This window comes from Flavobacterium cupreum, from assembly GCF_003996965.1.
GTDB lineage: Bacteria > Bacteroidota > Bacteroidia > Flavobacteriales > Flavobacteriaceae > Flavobacterium > Flavobacterium cupreum.
Genome location: NZ_QWDM01000022.1, coordinates 66697 through 84337, shown reverse-complemented (window position 1 = coordinate 84337; position 17641 = coordinate 66697). Strand labels below are relative to the sequence as shown.

The following is a 17641-nucleotide window of genomic DNA, read 5'->3' as shown; positions in this document are numbered from 1 at the left end:
TTTTAATACTTAATTCACCACAAAACCTGGTGGTCAATTTGCTCCGGAATTAGGTGGTCAGTTTGCTCCGGAACGGGTGGTCAATTTACTCCGGAATTAGGTGGTCAAATTGACCGGTTTTTCCAGCTTAGCTGTCCAATCGGTGCGAAACATAGCGGCATCAGGTTTCCAATGTGCATTTTGCCAAAATCCCCATTTAACAAAACCGCTAACAGTAGGATGACTGTAACAAGCTATCAAAAAGTCACGTGTATAATCGGCCTGCAATTCTTCGTCGGGAGTATTCACGTCAAATTCGGTAATTTGTACTGGCAAACCAGTAGAATTAAACATATCCAAATCGGTAATTACCTGAGCCGGATTTCGGGGCTGGCGTCCCACATGTCCTTGAATACCAATGGCATCTATCGGCGCACCTTTTGCACGCATTGTTGCAATAGTATCGAGATAGGTTTTAATATTACGTGGACTCTCGATACTGTTGAGCATTGCGTACTCATTCATAAAAAGTTGCGCTTTTGGATCGAGTTCTTTTGCCAGTTTATAAAACTTTATGGCAATATCTTTTGGTAAGTATTTTAAAAAATCCTGCTCATGATTGTATTCATTAATTACATCCAAAGCAATAACACGACCTTTGGTGTAAGCCATTTTTTCTTTAATATTTTTGATAATATAAGCTTCAAAAGCCGCAGTATCTGTCAAAGCCAACTCTTTCACTTTTGGATCATTGAATTTCCAACCCATCCAAACCAAATTATGACCTCGCTGACGCAGTCCTTCTTTTTCCAGCCATTCAAAAGCACGTTTAGTTTGAGGTTGCAAAGGCGAATCCCAGCGAAGACACTTAAAACCATTTTCAACGACAGCTGTATTGAAAAATTCTTTTAAAGTCTGTTTATATTTAACTGAGTTTGGTAAATCTTCTGCAAGTAAATCTTCTTTGGCAGCCGTTCCCCAAATAAAATCAGACTGTACAAGTCGGGCTTCTACTTTTGCCCCTTTTACGGGTTTACCGTCTGCACTCACAACTTGAATATTAAGTGGTGTTGTTCTAATTTCTTCAATCCTTTTAAGAGCAGCTATTCTCCATGCCGCATTTTCTTCACGCCCTAAATAGGTAAATCGGGTAATCGGTAACTTTTCTAATGTTGTTTTATTTTCAAAATTCAAAACTTCAATATTAGTTATTTCAACTTTTTGAGCAAGTGCGCCAAATGTAATACCGATTAAAGCTTCCCCATCAGGTATATCCGCATTAACAGTAAAAGGAATATTGTAACTTTTCCATTCTGGACCCGCTGCCAGAAATATGGCGACACTTCTGCTACCATTTTTCGAATCTATGTAAAAATTAACATTCGATTCCCCTGATTCCTGTTTAGCATACACAGCACGCATGGACATTCGCGCCATTAAAACAGCTCCTTTCTTAATTTTTCCGTTACTTTTCCATCTTGCTTGTATATTGAAATGTGATTTTGCAGTTGAAAAAACTTCTGCTACAAATACAGGTGAGTTCTTATTACTATTGACCTCAAATGTGGCTGGTTTAGTTCCATTACTGGTATCGGTAAAACTAAAACTTTTAGTAGCGTCTGCCGGAAAAATATTTGATGGTGCAAGTGCACTTAGTGATTGATTCAGCGGCTGATATTCCTGAGCAGAAAGCATATAGCTGGCGCTAAAAAATAAGCTTATTATAAGTATTCTAAATTTCATTACTATGTTTTATTTTATAATTATTTTTTCATTAAATATTTTGTACTCATCGCAGTCGGCTTGGAGATTTCTATAATTTAGCTACGTTAAATTCTGATTTAGGGACTATTTATGATTTTCATTCTGCTGATGTTCAAACATTTGAAAGGCACGTAAATAAAGGTAACTATAGTTTTATCCAAATGATATATAAATTTCGAAACCACTAGGTTTCCTGCACCAAATTTTGCTTTTGCGGATACCGGAGTGATACATAAATCCAGAATAGAAATTTGTTATTCATTTTTTATATTTAGTTAATTATTATAGAATTATGTAAAAACAATTTTGAGACACCAAATATATTATCGATAGATTAAGAGTTATAGGATACATCGCTCAATAAATAGAAAAAATCGCTCATGATACTAACTAATCATTGCTAAACAATACTTAATTAAAGAATTACGACTTAATCGGTAAATTAAGCTTTTAATGATGACATATTCTACAGCCGTATTGGTCTCATATAAGTAACCGCTCAGAAAGTATAGATAAATGGTTAGGTTAAAAATTTTCCCTCCCAAGTATAAAGCCTGATTTTCTCTATGTTTGATTTTTTATATAAGGTCAATTTTATAAAGTGAAGTTGATCAAATTCTAAAACTCTTATTTCGAAAATTTTAAATGCAATAAATGATCTGGTCAGCAGGTATTAAAACTTAAGGCTTGGCTCAAAGATTTTACTAGAAATTTATCAAAAAAGGCATGAGCGTGTTGAATATTATTTGATGTAGTTTCGGTTAGCTACTTCTTAATTAATAATACAATCAATATTCTTATAGTGGTGGTTACAATTTAATATACTTTTTTTTAATTGTAAATCAATATTATTGAAGTACGCACAGAATGAACATTTTTTTCTATTTATTGAGCGATGCATTCTATCCCTACAACTTTTACGATAATACATTTGTAGCAAAAAAATGATTAACATAATGCTAAAAAGTCAATATCCGGGCTGGCATTGAAATAAAAATTCTCCTTTACAACTACCACTTAACTATAAACCATTTTAATTAGTAAATAAATTTATACACATAAGTAAACAATGATAACAGTAAAAAACTATTCACTTAAGCAAGTACTTAAATTAACAACTGTATTTTTTCTACAAAGCCTTTTAAATCTTTCAACAGTCTATTCTCAACCTCGAATAAAAGATTTATGGATGGTAGAGACAACCGATACTATCAAGTATACTCCAGCATATCTTGGTAACGGAATGATTGGATTCAGGAGTTTAAAAACTGGATTGGGTGCAGAGCGTGTTCTGATAAACGGACTGGATGACCGTGCTCCTCTGAGCGATTATGTACGTCTGATCAATAACTTTAATCCTATTAACATAAAGGTCGTGTTTGCGAATAACAAAGAACTTCAATGTGGTTCTGAGGTAAAAAATTGGAAACAACGTTTGAACCTTAAAGAAGCCAGTCTTGAAACCTCCTATACATACGGAAACCAATTAAATATTCGCACACAGCAGGTGGCATTACGAAACCTGCCAATGGCCACAATGGGGGTATATGAGTTTGAAGCTTTGGAAGACATTGAATTTACTGTACAAAGTGTAATGAATATTCCTAATCGAGAGAAAACGTTCAGTATCTATAAGAGCCATCTTGATTATAACATGTATGGTTTAAGCACTACTGTAAAAGAAAAAATCCCTGTAATGTCTGCAGTTTTTCCAACCGAATCAGGCACAGATTGCGTTGCAGGGGCAAATACGTTCTTCTTCAACGGTCATACACCACAACTTAACTACAAAAAAAACAGTGCTACCAGTCAGCAACTTGCATTTTTAGTAAAGCTTAAAAAGGGAGAAAAATACTCTTTCTGCTCGTTAAACACCTTTACCCATTCTAAAATTACCGGAGACGCTTATAGTGATGCGGTGCGTATCTGCGGTAGGGATTACAATCTGGGATACCAACACCTTCTTGATAACCATAAAGCTGCATGGGCTAAATTATGGAAAAGCGATATTGAAATTGAAGGAGATGATGAAGCTCAAATAGATGCGCGTCTGGCGTTATATTCATTGTATTCCTCTATCACAACCGGATTTGAGTTAAGCATCCCTCCCTGCGGACTGTCAGAAACGGGTTGGGGCGGTCATATTTTTTGGGACGCAGAACTTTGGATGTATCCTCCATTACTTGCAATGCAACCTGCTTTTGCCAAATCTATGATGGATTTTCGTTTTAATACCTTGCCCCAAGCTAAAAAACGGGCTGCGCAGTTTGGCTATCAGGGAGCCATGTTTCCATGGGAATCTGATCTGAAAGGAAACGAGTCTACATCGATTTCCTACAAGCTGGACATGAATGAACACCATATAACTGCCGATGTTGCAATAGCTGCCTGGAATTACTATAAAGTTACTAATGATAAGTTATGGCTTCAGCAAAAAGGATTTCCGCTGATACATGCTATTGCCAATTTTTGGGTATCTCGATCTGTTAAGGACGAAAAGGGTTCTTACCATATCAGGAATATAGTTGGTCCCGATGAATATCATGAAGACATTGACGACAATGCGTTTACCAATGGTGCAGTGAAGGTGGTATTGGATGCAGCAATAAAAACCGCAAAGATACTAGGCCAAACAGCTAATCCAGACTGGCAGAAAGTGCACGATAAGATTGTAATTTTGAAAGATGTAAACGGAGCAACACTTCAATATGAACAATATAAGGGTGAGCGCATTAAGCAAGCCGATGCCAATTTATTAGCATTCCCATTAGATTATATAACAGACAAAGCCCAAATACTAAAAGATTTGCAATATTACGAGCCAAAAATTGATCCCAATGGACCTTCAATGAGTTATAGTGCGCTTGCTGCTGCTTATGCGCGTTTAGGCAATACACAAAAAGCATATGAACTTTTCAAAAAAGCATATCAGCCTAACAGAAAAGCTCCTTTTGGTTTTATATCAGAAAAACCCCGCCCGAGTGTAACGGTATTTTGTACCGGTTATGGAGGGATGTTACAAACCATAATTTTTGGCTTTGCCGGGATGACGATTGGCGAAAATGGTCTTTACCAGGAAAAAGCAAATTTGCCCGCGCACTGGAACAAATTAACTATTAAAATTAGTGGCAAAAAGGATATTGTTTGCAGGCAGAACTAAACCCTTTCACTCAATGCATACATGCTTAATATATACTTACCAATAAATATAAAATTATGAGACTACTTAATGCCATCGTGTTTTTAATACTGTTATCTACCAACCTCTATAGCCAAACAACTGTTCATTGGGTAAGTACAACACAAACATCACCCTGGAAAAAGAAAGCCGGTTTAACAACCACCAAAGCTACTTCGATGGCAGATGTCGAGATAGAAATTCAAAACAAATTGCAGTCGATTGATGGTTTTGGCACTTGCTTTAATGAATTGGGCTGGACTTCTTTAAGCCTGTTAAGTGATAAAGATCGTCAAAGCATTTTTAGAGAATTATTCAAGCCTGACTATGGCGCAAGTTTCAATCTCTGCAGAATGCCTGTAGCGGCAAACGACTTCTCTACAGCATGGTATTCATATAATGAAACAGACCAAGATTTTGAGATGAAGAATTTCAGCATTGCCCAGGATCTCAAAACTCTGGTTCCCTTTATAAAGAGTGCACAAAAATACAAACCGTCTTTAAAAATATGGGCCTCACCGTGGTCACCTCCAACCTGGATGAAAACTAATAAACATTATGCTCTAAAACCAAGTAAATATAACGATTTGCAGGCTGAGCAAAGCGGTTCCGAATTTCAGGATATGTTCATTCAAAAGGATGAATACTTTAAAGCCTATGCTCTATACTTTGAAAAATTTGTAAAAGCTTACCGTCAGCAAAACATCTATATCAGCATGGTGATGCCGCAAAACGAATTTGTAGCGGCGCAAATTTTTCCAAGCTGTACATGGACAGCGCAGGGGCTCGGAAAATTCATCGGTTACTTAGCCCCCAAAATGAATGCAATGAAGGTTGATGTGTTTTTCGGAACCATGAATAGTGATAATGACAAGTTTGTGGATACCATTATGCAAAAACCTGCCATTAATAAATACATCAAAGGTGTTGGCATTCAATGGGCAGGAAAAGGTGCAATTGCAGCTTTAAATAAAAACTATCCCAATCTTTCACTCTATCAAACCGAGCAAGAATGCGGCGACGGCAAAAACGACTGGAAATATTGCCTGTATACCTGGGATTTAATGAAACAGTATTTAAATAATGGCGCTAATGCTTATACGTACTGGAACACTTCCTTAAAAGAAGGGGGAATAAGCACCTGGGGCTGGCAGCAAAATTCTTTAATTAGTGTGGATACTTTAAACAAAACGTTTAAATACAATCATGAGTATTATTTAATGAAACATTTGAGTCATTATGTGAAGCCCGGTGCCAAACGCTTAAAAACCAACGGAACATATACTAATCTGCTTTCATTTATCAATCCCGATAAAAGTATTGTAATTGTGGCTCACAACCCCGAAGATTCAGAAAAAGCAATTACTTTTAAAATTGGAAATAAAAAAGTTAGTCCGGTTTTTGAAGCAAGCTCATTTAATACTCTAGTTATAAGGCAGTAATAGCTTAATCGCTGCGCAAATTCTGTGATATTCAAATACTGGTTTACAAAAAAGACCCTTATCAATTTAAGATTACATCCCTTTACAAACTTATAAGTAGATTATAAAAAAAGCTTATAAAACAAAAGCATAACAAATGAAATTTAAAATTATGTTATCACTTTGGAGTGATTTTGTAGTCTTTCAGAGCGTAGATTGGCGTGAAGAACTGCTACTACAGGGTCTACAATGGGGTTGGTTTCATCGATTTAAGCTCCATATAATTATTAATGACAAAGGAGAATTGTTCAGCTTTGCTGTAACTCAAGCTAATGTTGATGATAAAGAACTACTGAAAAATGAAGATTTTTTCGAATGCTTTTTAAATCACTTTTTCTGGCGACTTTTATTTTCCTTCCAATGACAGCTATCTTTTAAAATAGGTATGATTTATTTATAAAACTTAAGGCAAAAAAATATTGATACTACTTTGCGATTCGCAATTTATTTTTTACAAATTTCAAAAAGTTCACCAGTGTAAAGCTGATCTAAGGTTAAAGTAAATCCTTTTTGGTTGAGTTCTAAGCCTGTCAAAGTTGCCACTACTGTACCATCCATTTTTTTAACCTGATAATTATTTTTCAAATCAAGTCTTGAAATAGTAATAACTCGCTTACTCTCAATTGCACCATGCCTAAAAACGCCAATTATTCCTCCACTTTTTGTATCAGAATTTATTCGTTGAAAACCATCCCAACTGCCTTCCATCGGCTCACCAAAGTTTGCCAAATCCTGTCGATAGGACATAATGCCGTATCGTTCCTCCATTAACTGCAACCAATCTGCGTAGGCACGGTATTTTTTAAAATCCTGGTCAGATAATTTCCGGGGATCACCGAGCATAATGGGCAAAGCACCTGCCAAAGATTTTATGTGCATGTCCCAGCCTTTATCTTGCATCTGAGGATTGCCTATTACCAATGCCGTAGCTGGGATTGCTGGTGAACGCCACCACGCCATATTGCGAACCCGTAAATCTGTATTTGCACCCGCAACTCCATCAAAATTTGACAACCAATTGCCCTCTGCATGTTTGAGCATTGCGTAATCAATTAATTGTAAACCTCCCATTGCTTCGAATGTGCAATCAATAAACAAGTTTGGTTTGGCTGCATGTAGTTCATCAAAAAGAGTCCACATCTGCTGATAATTTGTATAAAAAGATTCGTTATGATCTTTGTGTCCAGAATGGTTTGAAGCATAACAACCCGACTTTTCTTTATCAAAAATATAGGCACTTGTCACCACGGCAAAGTCGAGTTTCATATATTCCAATCCGTAATCGAGACTCAACTTCAACAATATTCCTTTCATATAATCTTTCCAACCCGTTGAAAAACAAGCCGATTTCATTTCATGATCCTCTACTTCGATGTGATTGTTGGTCAGATTTCCGTTTTTGTCCTGCAAAAACCATTCGGGATGTTCTTTATATACTTTACTATCTGTCGATGCACTTCCTACGCTTATCCACAAACCTGGCTTCATACCCAAAGACTTAATGTAATCGAACACCGGCTTTAGACCGTTTGGAAATTTCTCTTTGTCAATTTCCCAGTCACCATAATTACTGGACCAACCGTCATCAATTACAAATTCTTTCATCCCTGCATCAGAGGCTGATTTAGCTAATTCAAAAATCAATTTTTCATTAATATTTTTCTCGAAAGGAACCCAGGTATTATAGACAAAAGTTGGTTTTTCATCGAGGGCAGAAAGACGAATATCCATATTTTTACGAATAAAGTCAGGTACGACAGTATTTAAGATCTCATTTGGATCTTTACAATTATTGTACACCATAGTAAAAACTTGTGGAGTTTCAAATGATTGATTGGATTTAATCCATTTTCTAAAGGGAAAACGTGCCTCTTTATGTGTTAGTCCGGCACAAATATCATTCGCATTCCAGTAAGCAGATGTCCTCTTCAAGACTCCTGTTGCTTCATTGCCAATTACTATTCCTGATGCCCAATCCATATTATGAATAATCACAAGTGCATCCTGCATATTTCCCTCGTAAGGCCCAATATGACGACGACGACCATAATCGGAACAAATCCAACTGAAAGTGCTTGCCCAATAGGACACCGTATTTAGTTTTTCAACATCGACTGATTCCAATGCAATTTCATTAGCACCTAAATTTTTAATAGTCAAACTTTTGCGAATCACCGGCAAGTTTGGATATAAAAGAAAATTGATGGTGACTTCTATTTTTTTATCTGCACTTTGTAATGTTACAGCAGCTCCATCTCCTTGATTTTTATCTGAAATTTGTTGAATATTTACCAAACTCCAATTACTTAAACCACAATATGAAACACTATTTGCTTCGAATTGAAAGTCGGTGATTTTAGCTGAGAAATACTTAAACTCACCATTTACTGGCTTGTATGAAGTCGTAATAAAATTTCCTTCGGTAGTTGGAAGCTTTATTTTTCGTTGAACAAGTCCATTATTAAGGGTTAGTTCTGTACTTGTCCAAGTGGCAAATGGTGAAGCAAACAAATAATTTGTAGCAAAAAATAGGAAAGCAAGGATTACTCTCATAATTGGATAATTTGTATTTTGTGAGACATTTTTCATCACATATGTTTTAATCAGCATCTTACTTAGTTATTGAAAATAAGTAATACTCCATTATTTTACAGGCACAGCAGTTATTTTTAATACAAATTTGTTCATTTTAGCGTATTTTAGCTTAATTAACATCCTGCTGACGCCGGGATTATCTGAATCCTGTACTGCTTTTGCTTTTGAAACATCTTCAATAAGGATTTGTGGTTTCACATTGGAATTTGGAATTTCAACGTTCAATTTCATCGATTCACCATTTTGTTCTAATAATACACCATACGGCTTAATACTAACTTTGGCTCCCGTTACCCATTGAAAAGTATATTCTCCCTCCTTCTCTCCCGTTTCCCATTCATCTTGAATTACTATTGATTTATCTGGAAACATTTTTACTGTTCTGAAAACTTTCTCTACCTGCGATTTATAGAGTGAAGTGAGGTCAACAACATTTCCAACTACCCCTTTTTGATCAGTTAATTTACTGATAGTTGCTAAACCCGAAACATCTTGTCTGGAATTATTGAATCGCACTATATTATGAGAATCCGGTCCCGGCCTGAAAGTAGTCCAGCGATTGCTGTCTTGTGAGTAATTCCACAAATCGAGTTTGGCTGCACGCATTTTGTCATAACTTTCTGCGCCTAAATCCAGTGCCCAACGCACTCCATTGGATTCAATGATAAAACTACCTACATCCATATGTCCATGCGAATTATTGGGTGTACCGCCTTTTATGGCTATATATGAAGCCAAAGGATCATTCCAAGCCGAGCGAATTACCGCCATAGGCATATGACCATCGGCAGTCCAGTGCAAGGGTAAAAAACTCTTTTTATCCATAGGTGGTAATTTTGGATCCCACCATAATACTTCTAATGCAAAATGTCTGCTGTGTTTTTTTTGAGCATTAGAAACAGTATCCTTTATTACTATGCTTTTGGCCAATAAAATACTAATTATCTCATCTCGAGCAATTACCCTGTTTCTATTTTCTCGGGCAAACCAAAACATAAGTGGTTCAGAAGTAAATCTTTCGGCAAGAGGTTTTGCGGACAATTTTGACTCTTTAAATCCTGCATCTGAAAAAGTATATTCATAACCTGTAGGGCCAACATTTTGTGTAATAAAATTTGTTGATTTTAGAAAACCCGGAAAGGATTCTATTTTGAAAGAAGACCCAAATACGGATCGTAATGCTTCAATCATAGCTACTTGATATAGCGTACCATACGACCAATAAGCCATCCCTTCTGCATAAGTTCCATCGGGTGCATATACCGCTCCGTGGTATGGTATATACTTGATGGAACGTTCCACAATCTGACGTGCCAATTTGGGTTCCCTTTCATAAATGGCCAATGCTCCCACCAACAGTCCGCCATTGCATACAGGATTCCAATTGAAGTTGGCATTCATCCAGCTATTATTTTCTTTGCTTTCTTTTACATCCAGTGAAGGATTGATTCCATTTTTTATAATTGCCTGAGTAATTTTTTCTCTTTCAGTTGGGGTAAAATCGTTGTAAAACCAATCCAAACCAACTCCTGCAGCCAAAGTGGCTTCGCCAACATCCAGAAAGTGAGACGGGTTCCAGTCTGGTAACTCTGTCAATTGCATCAACTCTGCTTTGGCACGTTCGAAATAACGTACGTCTCCAAATACCTGGAAAGCCAGCCCTAACGTCAATATCCGGTCTTGCACATTCCGAACAGCTTCTAATTTAAAACCTTTAGAAGGATATTCAATCTTGCCTGCCTTTAATGTCTTTTCTGCATTATTTTTCAATAACAACAATAGTGCTTTTGAAACCTCATCGTTTTGTAATTTCAATGTTTCTATACGTGCATCGTTGGCAAATAACCTAGGATGTACTGGTATACTTTCCCATTGTTTTTCACTCGGGTATTCAGACACAAATTGTTGAGAAACTGTATGAGATTTCAGTTTGTTTTGCGCCGAACTCTTTGCTATAACGAGCAACATCAATAGAAAAATAGCGGTCTTTGCGTTTTTTAAAAACATTTCTTATGTGTTTTAGATTGTATTGATTATAATTTAATTCGTAAATGTCAAGAATCCTTTAGCTTTAATAACATTTCCTTCTAACACAAAATTTTCATCACCAAAATTGACCACAATTCTATTTCCGGAAGAAAAGATTGACTCCTGTACTTTGTGATCTGCTGACACAAACTTGTGTGAAACCAATTCATCATAACCAATTTTCTGCAACCAAGGACAAACATTTTTATAACTTTCAATAAAGGTAACTTTATGATCTTCCCATTGTTCACGAGCTAAATTCCAAAGTGGCACTGAACCATAAAGCATGTTAAAAAGGTCTTTTTTCCACCAAATTTCTGGATTATGGTGATTGCTGTCTTCCCAGCGCCAGGATGTTACCACTGCATCGTGATAAACCAGTTCGTAAAGAGGCACGCGAGAATATTCGTTAATGGAATATTTTAAATATTTACCCGGAGCCACTCTTGTTCCTAACATTTGAGTTGGACGCGAGTTGTTTTTCCAATTTCCAGTATAATAAATGGTGTTTTTATTATCTATTTCGCTTCCCCACCAAGTGCGTTGCAACGTCATCATTCCGTGAACATAAACACTATTGGAACCTAAATAGTCTGCGCCCCATTCACCACCCAAAAATTGATGGTACTGATCCGTCAATAATTGATGATTTTTCTTTACCTCGTTTGCAAATTGTTCTCTGGTCAATGGGTGCTTATCAGAATAGCATTCGAATAATCCATTGGCTTGATAAACATCTAAAAAATAGGATTCGTGTGGATAATCTTTTAACTCTCTCTCTACTCTTTTGATGATTTCAGGACGAATGGCCAAAGGACAGGAAGTGTGTCCAAAATTATTGGAATAGGTTTTGCCTTCTTTGGTTCGGGCTGCCAATTCATTAAACTGTCCAGGATAAGATGTTCTTCCCAAATGAAGTCCTTCTCTAGATGGTGTAAAAGTTTTTTTTACAGTATCTCTTAATTTCAAATCTGTAAATAATTCATATCCTCCCGTGGCATAGCCCAAAGCGGCAATCTTTTTATCATAACCCACTTCAGGATAAGGGGTGTGATTGGGATTCCAAATGACAAAAACTTTTTCTATACCCGAATCCTTTAATTCTTTTGCAAAACTAACTTCGCGAGCATTGTCCCACACATAAAGATGCACTGCACCAATCATTTTCGCCAAAGCCGGCGTTTTTTTCTCGTTTTCTCTCAAGGTAATTACCTCATTCTTCTTCCAAATATGATCGCGATAGGTTTTTGCTTGTGCAACATATCCCCCTTTATCGAAAAAATGATACGTAACTTTACGGTCGTAACCAAATTTACCCAATGATGGCTGCCATACCGTTGAGAACGTGATCAAACCATCCACTTTTTGTGTGTGAAAATTTGCATCATATGGCGTTTCCAAAATGGCCATATATCCAGCTTCAAACTGCTTATCTACCATTCCCATCCAAGACATTGCGGTGTTTCCTCCACAAAAAAAAGGTCGTTCTTCCTTAGAACCAATTGGATATTCGGTGTCATCAACAGGGAGCAATAATCCTTCACTATCTGTTAACAGCAAATAATGATTCGTATCTGGCGTTTCAAAGGCTGATGGAAAATCAAAATTTTCTACTTGCAATTTTTTATCTGCAATTAGTTTTATTTCTAAAGCTGATTTTGAATTTAAAGTATAAATCACTTTAAACGGAAACTTTCCTGACAAACTAACTGTTATCTCATTTCCCTTAATCAAAGTTTTTTTAACCAAATACTTTTCCTTCAAGGGAGATTGATTCCAGACCTTATTGCAGCGTTTGTCCGTTACACTCAAAAGAGCAGTTTGATCATCGAACTTTACCACAAGATTGTTATCCGAAATTGTCCAAACTTTTGAATAAGCTTGAACTGAAATCAGGGTAAATAGAAATAGGAATATTAGCTGTTTTTTCATTACTTTTTATTTCAAAATTGAATTGTAAAATCACTTGTATAATTAATTTTCCTTAAATAATACTTCTTATTGAATGCTCAATTTTTCAGTAAACTTTATGTCTGCTGAAGAAGCTCCAATCATTATTGAAAAACTACCTGGTTCCAAAACCCATTTCATCTCCTTGTTGTAAAACGAGAAATCTGTTGGGGTCAAAATGAAATTCACAGTCTTTTTTTCTCCCTTTTTTAATGAAATTTTGGCATATTCTTTCAGCTCTTTCGCTGGTCTGGCAACAGAAGACACATCGTCTCCGACATACAATTGAATTACCTCTTCTCCATCAGCCTTACCTGTATTTGAAACTTCCACACTAACATTTACGGATTGATTTGGGTTGATAGCAGAACTTGATAATTTAAGATTGGAATAACTAAATTCAGTATAACTTAAACCATATCCAAATGGGAATAAAGGTGTGGTAGGAATATCCAAATATTTGTTTGTCCAACGTACTGTTTTGTTGGTTTCATTTACATCGTGCGAAGTTCTTTTGTAATTATAATAAATTGGAATTTGCCCGGTGTTTCTAGGAAAACTAACCGTCAGCTTTCCTGATGGATTGTATTTTCCAAGAAGTATATCGGCAACAGCCAAACCACCCATTGTTCCAGGCTGCCAAGCTTCCAGCACTGCATTCGATTTTGTGTTTACATTTTGAATATCAAACGGGCGTCCGTTTAACAATACCGTTACTAATGGTTTTCCTATTTTGGCAATTGCATTCACCAATTCTTCTTGTGCTCCAGGCAGGTTAATATTTGAAATACTTCCAGCTTCGCCACTCATCGAAAACTCCTCGCCAACAACCAAAATAACTACATCCGATTCCAATGCCAATTTTACTGCTTCTGGAATCAACTCAAGCCCTTTTGCTTCGAAACCATCTAATTTTACTCCTTCGGCGTACTTGATTTCAACAGAAGAATCCACACTTTTTTTCAATCCATCTAATATAGAAACTACTTCTTCTGGTTTCCATTGAGAATAGTTACCTCCCCACCAAGACAGTAAATCTTTTTTGCGGTTGGCAAGCGGTCCAATGACAGCTATTTTTTTTATGTTTTTATTTAATGGTAATAACTGGTTCTCATTTTTTAAAAGTACCATACATTCACGAGCTGCTTTTCGGGCAAATTCTAGATGCTCCGCATTCATCAATGTCTCTTTCTCTCTTTTAAGGTCAAAAAATCTATAAGGATCATCGAATAATCCTAATTTGTATTTGGCAATCAAAACTCGCTTTACAGCTTGATCAATCACATCAACATTAATTTTGCCTTCTTGAACTAATTCCTTTATATGTTTTAGGAATAAACCACTAGTCATGTCGACATCTACCCCTGCATTAATGGACTGTAAAACAGCTTCTTTTTCATTGGCAGCGGTACCAATTTTTACTAAATTACGAACTGTTTCCCAATCCGTTATCAACATACCATTGAAGCCTAACTCTTTTCTTAAAATATCTTTTAACAACTTTTGATTGGCAGTGGCTGGAATACCATCATAAGCAGAATAAGCAGCCATTACACTTCCAACACCTGAATTGATAGCCGCTCTAAATGGTGGCAAATAAATTTCTCTTAAAGTTCGTTCCGAGAAATCTGCAATATTGTAATCGCGTCCTGCCAATGCAGCACCATAACCCGCAAAGTGTTTCACACAAGCCATTACATTTTGTCCGCTAGCCAAGTCATTGCCTTGAAAACCCTTAACTCTAGCTGATGCAACCAAACTTGCATAAAATGGATCTTCTCCTGCTCCCTCAACTATTCTTCCCCAACGAGGATCATTGGATATATCAACCATGGGGGCATAGGTAAGATGAATACCGCTTGCAGAGGCTTCTTTGGCAGCAATACTTGCCGATTTTTCAATTGTCTCCAGATTCCAGCCGGCAGCTTCACCCAACGGGGAAGGAAAAATGGTTTTGTAACCATGAATTACATCTTCTTGAAACATAATTGGAATTCCAAGCCTTGATTGCTCGACGGCAATCTTCTGCAATTGAAGGTTTTTTTCGGCACCATTACTTTTTAAGATAGATCCAATTTCACCACGTTTAATCATTTCAGAAAGTGAATTCGTAGTGTTATTTTCATTTACAAAAGTGGCTAAATTAAGCTGACCCACTTTTTCTTCTAAAGTCATTTTTTGGATTAGGGCATTGACTTTTTTATCCATAGTAGAGGTATTTTGAGCTGTAATAACTCCAACTGAAAAAGTGAACAGTAATACAATTTTTGAAATTTTTACTTTAGCTTGATTATTTTTTTTCATTTTAAATCTGTTATAAATTCTTAGTTATTCTATTTAATATTTATCACTCATTGATGGTGGCACAGCATTAGCCCCCCAATTTGAAGGTTTTGCACCCATCACAAATTCAAATTTTGCACCATTTACAATGTCATCGTGAGTAAAAAATGCTTTGTCGTAATTTTTACCATTGAGTTTAGCCGATTGAATATAAATATTCTCCTCCGAAGCATTTTTTGCTGAAATAACAACGTCTTTTCCGCTTTCTATATGGATGGTAGTTTCGGTACAACTTGGGCTACCTATTATGTATAAATTCTGTCCTGCTACTGGAAAAATACCCATTCTGCTCCACAGATACCAAGCCGAAGTAGTGCCACTATCATCATTCCCTGGTAAACCATCATATTTATCTGTAAAATTATCGGAAGTTGCTTTTCGAATAAATTTCTGTGTCAAATCTGGTCTGCCTGCCCAAACAAAAAGATAAGCCTGCAACATACAAGGTTCGTTATACGCTTCGTAATGGTTGGAAACTGCATTGGTTAGATTATTGATGAATTTTTCTTTTCCTCCATTCAATTCAATTAATCCTTTTATATCATGTGGTGTAGAAAAACTCCAGGTGTAGGCATGCCCTTCGTAATAATTAGGTCCGGTTTCATTATTTAATGGATCGAATGGGGTAACCCAAGTACCATTTGAATTTTTGCCACGCATCAATTTCAAATCATTATCCCATAAATTTTTATACCAAAAACTTCTTTCTTTAAACATTTTAACCTCCCCTTTGTTTCCAAAACTTTTTGCCAATTGATAAGCGCTGAAGTCATTGTACACATATTCGAGTGTTCTGGAAACTGTTATTTTTTGATTGACATCAATGGGTATGTAATGATATTTGGAATAATAAGGTAAGGCAATTCTACCGGCATGATCCACTTTTTTATTCGTAAAGCTAGTATCTGTTGCATTCTTTCTTACTGCTTCGTATGCTAATTTATAATCTATTCCTTTGAGTTTTTTTGCAAAAGCATCGGCAAATAATACATCGGTATTGGTACCTACTTGAGTGAATTCTCTTTGTAAACTACTGTGTGCATCTGCTAACCATCCATCATGTTTGTATACATCCAGCAAAGTGTTCAACATATCGGTATGTTCCTTTGTGCTAATAAGAGTTAACAATGGACTTACGGTTCTAAACAAATCCCACACACAAAGGAAATTTTCATAGTAGGGTCTTTTATAATCAAATACAGGATTTTCACCTGTCCAATCATCTTGAGAGAGTAGTGCGTGATACAATGAAGTATAAAAAATTCGGCTATTTACCTCAGACATTCCTTTAATTTCAATTTTTCGCAACTCCTTTTCCCATAGCATATTGGCAAGATTTTTAATTTGATCAAAATCCCAATGGGGTATTTCCTTTCCAACATTTTCTTCAGCTTGTTGGGTGCTTATCATCGAAATACCTACTTTGAGATTTATCTTTTGCCCTTCTTTGGTTTTGAAATTCAAGTAGGCTCCAATCTCATTTCCATTCATTTTATTTATTCCATCGTGTTTAATGCTATCAAACCACGTCCCAAAAGAATCGAATGCTGTGTCGAATACTGCATAAAAATAAACCCTCCAAGGTTTTCTGGTTGATCGACCACCACTATAGGTACCATAGCCGTACACAGCTTTTTTTAAAGGGTCGATGTGTACTTCGCCTCCAATGGGTTGACTTGAATTCCAATTTTTTGCAACACCATAAAGCGTAGCTCCGGCATCAATCAAAATGTGTGAGGATTCGCTTTTTGGGAAAGTATATTTATGAAAACCCGCGTGAGCTGTAGAGGTTAGTTCAGCAGTTGTTCCATATTTTTTCAATTGCACCTTGTAATAACCCGGTGCTGCAATTTCTTCACCTTTATCCGAACTATGATTTAAGGATTCTATAGTGCCTGTCGTTGGTATAACCTGAATATTGCCATACATAGGCCCCCCCATTCCAGAAATATGCAAGTGCGAAAAACCTTTGATTTCTTTATCCTTTTTATAACCAGAAGCTCCACTGTTGTATTTGGTATCTGGTCCTAACTTTACAAAACTGTGAGGTAAACAAGCTCCTGCAAACACATTCCCATCTCCTAATGTTCCAATGAAAGGGTCGACAAATCGAGTTAGATTATCATTGGGAACTTTATTCAGAAGAAATGTTTCTGTCTTAACTTGATTTTTTTCTTGTGATGTCGTTTTGTTTGAAACGATAGTTTCGCCATTTGTTTTGCTTTCTGAACCAAGTACTACCATACTATTTAGGAAAGTAAAAAATAGTATGAAATGGATAGTGAGCGATGATTTTTTGTCCTGTAAGTTCATGTTTCTATCT

At 36.3% G+C, this 17641-nt stretch carries 8 protein-coding genes and 1 pseudogene; 3 read left to right on the top strand and 6 right to left on the bottom strand.

From position 1 onward, the window contains the following. Positions 1–96: 96 nt before the first annotated feature. On the bottom strand, positions 97–1722 hold the full coding sequence (locus D0817_RS23310) for an endo-1,4-beta-xylanase (protein WP_127340746.1): 1626 nt from the start codon (positions 1720–1722) through the stop codon (positions 97–99). Between the two features lie 1210 nt (positions 1723–2932). Here D0817_RS23310 and D0817_RS23305 point away from each other — a divergent pair. From D0817_RS23305 to D0817_RS23295, 3 genes and pseudogenes are all read left to right on the top strand, one after another. Then, positions 2933–4903, top strand: a complete 1971-nt coding sequence (locus tag D0817_RS23305) for a glycosyl hydrolase family 95 catalytic domain-containing protein (protein ID WP_158286323.1) — start codon at positions 2933–2935, stop codon at positions 4901–4903. Positions 4904–4959: 56 nt separating this feature from the next. Then, on the top strand, positions 4960–6363 hold the full coding sequence (locus tag D0817_RS23300) for a glycoside hydrolase family 30 protein (RefSeq protein ID WP_127340744.1): 1404 nt from the start codon (positions 4960–4962) through the stop codon (positions 6361–6363). Between the two features lie 232 nt (positions 6364–6595). After that, a pseudogene (locus D0817_RS23295) lies at positions 6596–6739 on the top strand (transposase); the annotation flags it as partial. 107 nt (positions 6740–6846) lie between these two features. On the opposite strand, the gene D0817_RS23290 reads toward D0817_RS23295, so the two are convergent. From D0817_RS23290 to D0817_RS23270, 5 genes are all read right to left on the bottom strand, one after another. Next, a complete protein-coding gene (locus D0817_RS23290; protein WP_202866502.1) occupies positions 6847–8991 on the bottom strand; it encodes an alpha-galactosidase in 2145 nt (714 codons plus the stop codon). Positions 8992–9045: 54 nt separating this feature from the next. Further along, positions 9046–11004, bottom strand: a complete 1959-nt coding sequence (locus D0817_RS23285) for a heparinase II/III domain-containing protein (protein ID WP_127340743.1) — start codon at positions 11002–11004, stop codon at positions 9046–9048. Positions 11005–11037: 33 nt separating this feature from the next. Further along, the gene (locus tag D0817_RS23280; RefSeq protein ID WP_127340742.1) at positions 11038–12957 is read right to left on the bottom strand and encodes a glycoside hydrolase; all 1920 of its coding nucleotides are present in this window, start codon (positions 12955–12957) and stop codon (positions 11038–11040) included. Between the two features lie 66 nt (positions 12958–13023). Beyond that, a complete protein-coding gene (gene bglX / locus D0817_RS23275; RefSeq protein WP_127340741.1) occupies positions 13024–15279 on the bottom strand; it encodes a beta-glucosidase BglX in 2256 nt (751 codons plus the stop codon). 33 nt (positions 15280–15312) lie between these two features. Next, positions 15313–17631, bottom strand: coding sequence for a GH92 family glycosyl hydrolase (locus D0817_RS23270; RefSeq protein WP_127340740.1), 2319 nt, complete (start codon positions 17629–17631; stop codon positions 15313–15315). Positions 17632–17641 lie beyond the last annotated feature (10 nt).